General features: G+C 32.1%; 6 protein-coding genes. 2 read left to right on the top strand and 4 right to left on the bottom strand.

Annotated features, from left to right (window positions below; genetic code table 11):
• Both VLC96_RS12390 and VLC96_RS12395 read left to right on the top strand, forming a co-directional pair.
• A partial coding sequence (locus tag VLC96_RS12390) for a TrmH family RNA methyltransferase (RefSeq protein WP_325263355.1) occupies positions 1-159 on the top strand: 159 nt, incomplete at its 5' end.
• A gap of 100 nt (positions 160-259) precedes the next feature.
• Complete coding sequence (locus VLC96_RS12395) at positions 260-1,867, top strand: class I SAM-dependent methyltransferase (RefSeq protein WP_325263347.1); 1,608 nt, start codon at positions 260-262, stop codon at positions 1,865-1,867.
• Between the two features lie 81 nt (positions 1,868-1,948).
• On the opposite strand, the gene VLC96_RS12400 is transcribed toward VLC96_RS12395, so the two are convergent.
• The 4 genes from VLC96_RS12400 to VLC96_RS12415 all read right to left on the bottom strand — a co-directional run.
• The gene (locus VLC96_RS12400) at positions 1,949-2,482 is read right to left on the bottom strand and encodes a DUF4468 domain-containing protein (protein ID WP_325263349.1); all 534 of its coding nucleotides are present in this window, start codon (positions 2,480-2,482) and stop codon (positions 1,949-1,951) included.
• Positions 2,483-2,521: 39 nt separating this feature from the next.
• A complete protein-coding gene (locus tag VLC96_RS12405; RefSeq protein ID WP_325263351.1) occupies positions 2,522-3,310 on the bottom strand; it encodes an ABC transporter ATP-binding protein in 789 nt (262 codons plus the stop codon).
• 90 nt (positions 3,311-3,400) lie between these two features.
• Complete coding sequence (locus VLC96_RS12410; RefSeq protein WP_325263353.1) at positions 3,401-3,814, bottom strand: GxxExxY protein; 414 nt, start codon at positions 3,812-3,814, stop codon at positions 3,401-3,403.
• A gap of 110 nt (positions 3,815-3,924) precedes the next feature.
• Positions 3,925-4,095, bottom strand: a 171-nt coding sequence (locus VLC96_RS12415) for an iron chelate uptake ABC transporter family permease subunit (protein WP_325263357.1), incomplete at its 5' end; no start/stop codon positions are given.

Below are 4,095 nucleotides of genomic sequence, written 5' to 3' on the forward strand. Positions count from 1 at the left end.
TTTGGAAAAGAAAGCGTTGGTTTGAGCAAGGAAGTTTTGGCCCTATTCGACAATCATTTAACTATTCCGATGTCTAATAAAATCAGAAGTTTTAATATTGCCAATTCGGTTGCTTTTGTGGTTGGTGAAGCTAAAAGACAGATTGCATTGATTTCTTAAATACAATTTGTAAGATATTAAAATTCAATAACTTATATTTTTTTAAAGGAAATTTCATATATTTGAGATAGGCATGATACGCTGTCTTAAATTTCTTTGTATGATAGATAACGTTTCTTTAAGAAGTACCATTTTCAAGCACCTCGATGGTTTAGTAACAGCACCAGTAGCTTATTCTCTTTATAAAAATGGAGTGTTAACTCGTATTTTAGAAAAAAAAGAAATAAATCTTTCTGAACTTTCTGCTTTGTTCAAAACTAATGATGGCTATCTCAATGTAGCACTAAGGACATTAGCCTCACAAGGTTTTCTCGATTATCATATTGATGTAAATGCCGATGAAATTATTTTAGGTATAAATAAAAAAAGTAGAATTGCTTTTTCGTTATTTCCTTTATACAAAGATGCGGTGGATTTGTTGCAGTATTCTGCCGATTTGCGTCCAAAATTATTTGAAGGAGAGATTTTCAATCAGATGAAAATGCTATTTGAAAAATGTCAAAATAATTATGGAATTACATTTTCCGAAGATAATTTAACCAATGAAATTCAGCACCAAATTCTAACACATATTGAAGGTTTTCTAGTAGGTCAGATAACAGTTCATTTGGGAATGAGTGGGATGTTTCATAAATATTTTATGGAAATATCCTTTAGTCCGGAAGAGTTTCATAAATCACCTGAAAATTTCAAAATTGTACTTAACTTTTTAACTCATTTGGGTTGGTTTATTAAAAAAAATGGAAATTACCAGTTTACAGAAACCGGTTTGTTTTTTGCAAAAAGAGCTTCGGCTTATGGAGTTACGGTTTCGTATTTACCGACTTTCAGGAAAATGGATGAATTGATTTTTGGAAATCCTTCTGTTTTAAGAATCGTTGGAAAAGGAGAAGATGAAATTCATGTAGACCGTGAAATGAATGTATGGGGAAGCGGTGGTGCGCACGACACTTATTTTAAAGTTGTTGACGAGATCGTCATCAAATTGTTCAATTTGCCAATAGAGAAACAACCAAAAGGAATTCTCGATATGGGTTGTGGTAATGGTGCTTTTCTCGAACATGTTTTTGATGTGATTGATCGTCAGACATTGAGAGGAAAGATGTTGAATACTCATCCTTTATTTTTAGTAGGAGCTGATTATAATGAAGCCGCCCTCAAAGTTACGCGAGCCAATTTAATCAAAGCTGATATTTGGGCCAAAGTAATTTGGGGTGATATTGGCCGACCGGATTTACTTGCAGCCGATTTACGTGAAAATTATAATATTGATTTAAAGGATTTACTTAATGTGAGAACTTTTTTAGATCATAACCGGATTTGGGAAACCCCAAAACAAATTTCGAAGGATAGAATAAGTAGCTCGACAGGAGCTTTTGCTCATAGAGACATTCGAATTGCAAATCATTTAGTCGAAGATAATTTATTGGAACACTTTAAAAAATGGTCTCCTTATGTCCATAAATTTGGATTATTAATTATTGAACTTCATACAATAACGCCACACTTAGCGGCTCTTAATTTAGGAAAAACAGCAGCAACTGCTTATGATGCTACACATGGTTTTTCGGATCAGTATATTGTCGAAATTGAGGTACTGCACAAAATCGCAGCCGAAGCAGGTCTGTTTCCCGATTCTGACTATTTTAAAAGATTCCCTGATTCCGATTTGGCTACTGTAAGCATTAATTTGTTGAAAGGAGTTTGAAAAGAGTGCTTAATGTCGATTTTGAATGTTCAGTATTGTAATTCATAAATCAAAGAAGAGTTTTTATTATGGCCGGGTCTGTTACTTTTGTTGTTGGATAACCAAAGAGGTAGTAGTTCCTTTGGCTATGAAATTGGTATAAGACTTAACGATTTTATTCACAGTATTTTCTAATGAAGGCTTTACATCTTTATAGCTTTCTTTGAGTTCCCCTGAGGAAGTGAAGAAATCAGTTATTGTAGATTTCAAAGGCACATTATCGGTGTAAATATCTTTTACGATAAAGGTCAGTGTGTATTTATGATTTTCTTTAAATACAATTTTGAGAATGTATTTGATGTCATAATTGTATTTAACAGCCAGATTCCAGTTGTAATAAGCGTTTTCCCGAAGTGCTTGGATGGATAATGAATTTTCAGTCACGTCAAAAACATCATATCCATTTGGATTGTAATAGTACGCCCAATCTCTTGACAATTTTATTAACTCACTTACGGGTTGATTAGGCATTTCTATTTCCAGCGGAGCAAAACCTTTTGGAGTCATTTCCAATTTGGGTTGTGACCAACTAATGGAAATCCAAAAAAGCATGATAATTTTTGGTAAGTATTTCATTTTTAATTTTTTACGACACTTACAAAGATAAATAACTTATTATAGATTCTTGAAAGTAAATTTCCCTTTTTCCTTGTCGAAAAAAAGATTTTCATCCTTAAAAATAGTATCGAAACTTCCTTTTAAGATCAAATTACACGGCTGATCTTGTACAACAGTTTCCGGAGTCATGATAATCATTTCGTCGCATAATTGAATTGCCATATCAATATCATGAGTCGAAAATAATATGCATTTTCCAGTTTCGTGCGTTAGTTTTTTTAAAAGTTTCAGTAAAGAAACTTTGTGTAATAAATCTAAGTGTGTTGTGGGTTCATCCAGAATAATTAAAGGTGTGTCTTGTGCCAAAGCTCTGGCTATTAAAACTTTTTGAAGTTGTCCATCGCTTATTTCGTAATGTTTTTTTTGAGACAAATGCTCGATTTGTGTTTGTGCAATCGCATCTTTCACAATTTGAATATCAGTATCAGATAAAGTGCCAATCCAATTGGTGTACGGTTGACGTCCCAGAGCTACCAATTCAAAAACGGTTAAGTTGCTTGGAGGCAATTTCTCCGTCAAAACCATGCTTAAATTTTGAGCGAGTTCCAAAGGTTTGTAATCACCTATTTTTTTATCATTCAATAAAACAGTTCCTTTTAATGGATGTTGAATTCCAGTAATAGTCCGCAACAATGTTGATTTTCCAATACCATTTGCCCCAATTAAAGCAATTAGTTTTCCTGCTTGTAAATTCAGGTTGAGGTTTTCGGCAATAGTCACAGTTTCCTTTTTGGAACTGTATCCGATGCTTAAATTCTCTGTTGTTAGAATATTTTTAAAGATCATATTTTTGTTTATTAACCACATAGAAACATAGATGGATGGAACCTATAAAGAATTTATAGTTGAAACTTGTTTCAAACATAGATAAGCGGGTTATATATCGGGTAAGTTTTTAAAATATTCATTTACAAAAGTTTTCTGACCATCTTTAAAAATGTTGAAACAATTAAAATTAATTAAAATTCCTTTCGGAGCTTTTAATAATTTCATATAGGTGAGAAGTTGTGCTTCATGTATTGCATTAATTTCATGTACAGTTTTTAATTCAACAATAAGGCAGTTTTCAATATATAAATCACATTTAAAGTCAATTTCAAGTTCTTTGTTTTTATAAACAACAGGAATTTTCATTTCCGAAGAAAAATTTATTTTTCTATTAGATAACTCTTCTTTTAAACATTGATGGTAAACATTTTCCAATAAACCTCTCCCCATTATTTTATGTACTTCAATTGCTGAACCAATAACGTCATAAGTTAATTTGTCTAAATATTTTTGAGTTACCATGGATGTATTTGTATTGAAAAGTTCAGTTATCTATGTTGAAAAATTTAAATTTCTATTTAATCTTCAATTTAAGAATTAGAATCTATGTTTCTATGTGGTAAAAAAGAGTATTACTTGAAATTCCTTTTTCGAATCAACAACCAAATAACAACCGGCGCTCCTAATATCGAAGTTATGGCATTAATTGGTAAGGTAATTTCCATTCCCGGCATTTGCGAAACCACGTCGCAAACCAACATAATAGCAGCTCCAAAAAGCAATGTACTCCAAAACAAAACCGT

It is taken from the genome of Flavobacterium sp. (genome assembly GCF_035456085.1).
In the GTDB taxonomy this organism is placed as follows: domain Bacteria; phylum Bacteroidota; class Bacteroidia; order Flavobacteriales; family Flavobacteriaceae; genus Flavobacterium.

What these genes read in the sequence shown, in the direction of transcription:
- VLC96_RS12410 (WP_325263353.1), bottom strand. Translation starts at nt 3,814, where the DNA reads ATGGTAACTCAAAAATATTTAGACAAATTAACTTATGACGTTATTGGT.
- VLC96_RS12405 (WP_325263351.1), bottom strand. Translation starts at nt 3,310, where the DNA reads ATGATCTTTAAAAATATTCTAACAACAGAGAATTTAAGCATCGGATAC.
- VLC96_RS12400 (WP_325263349.1), bottom strand. Translation starts at nt 2,482, where the DNA reads ATGAAATACTTACCAAAAATTATCATGCTTTTTTGGATTTCCATTAGT.
- VLC96_RS12395 (WP_325263347.1), top strand. Translation starts at nt 260, where the DNA reads ATGATAGATAACGTTTCTTTAAGAAGTACCATTTTCAAGCACCTCGAT.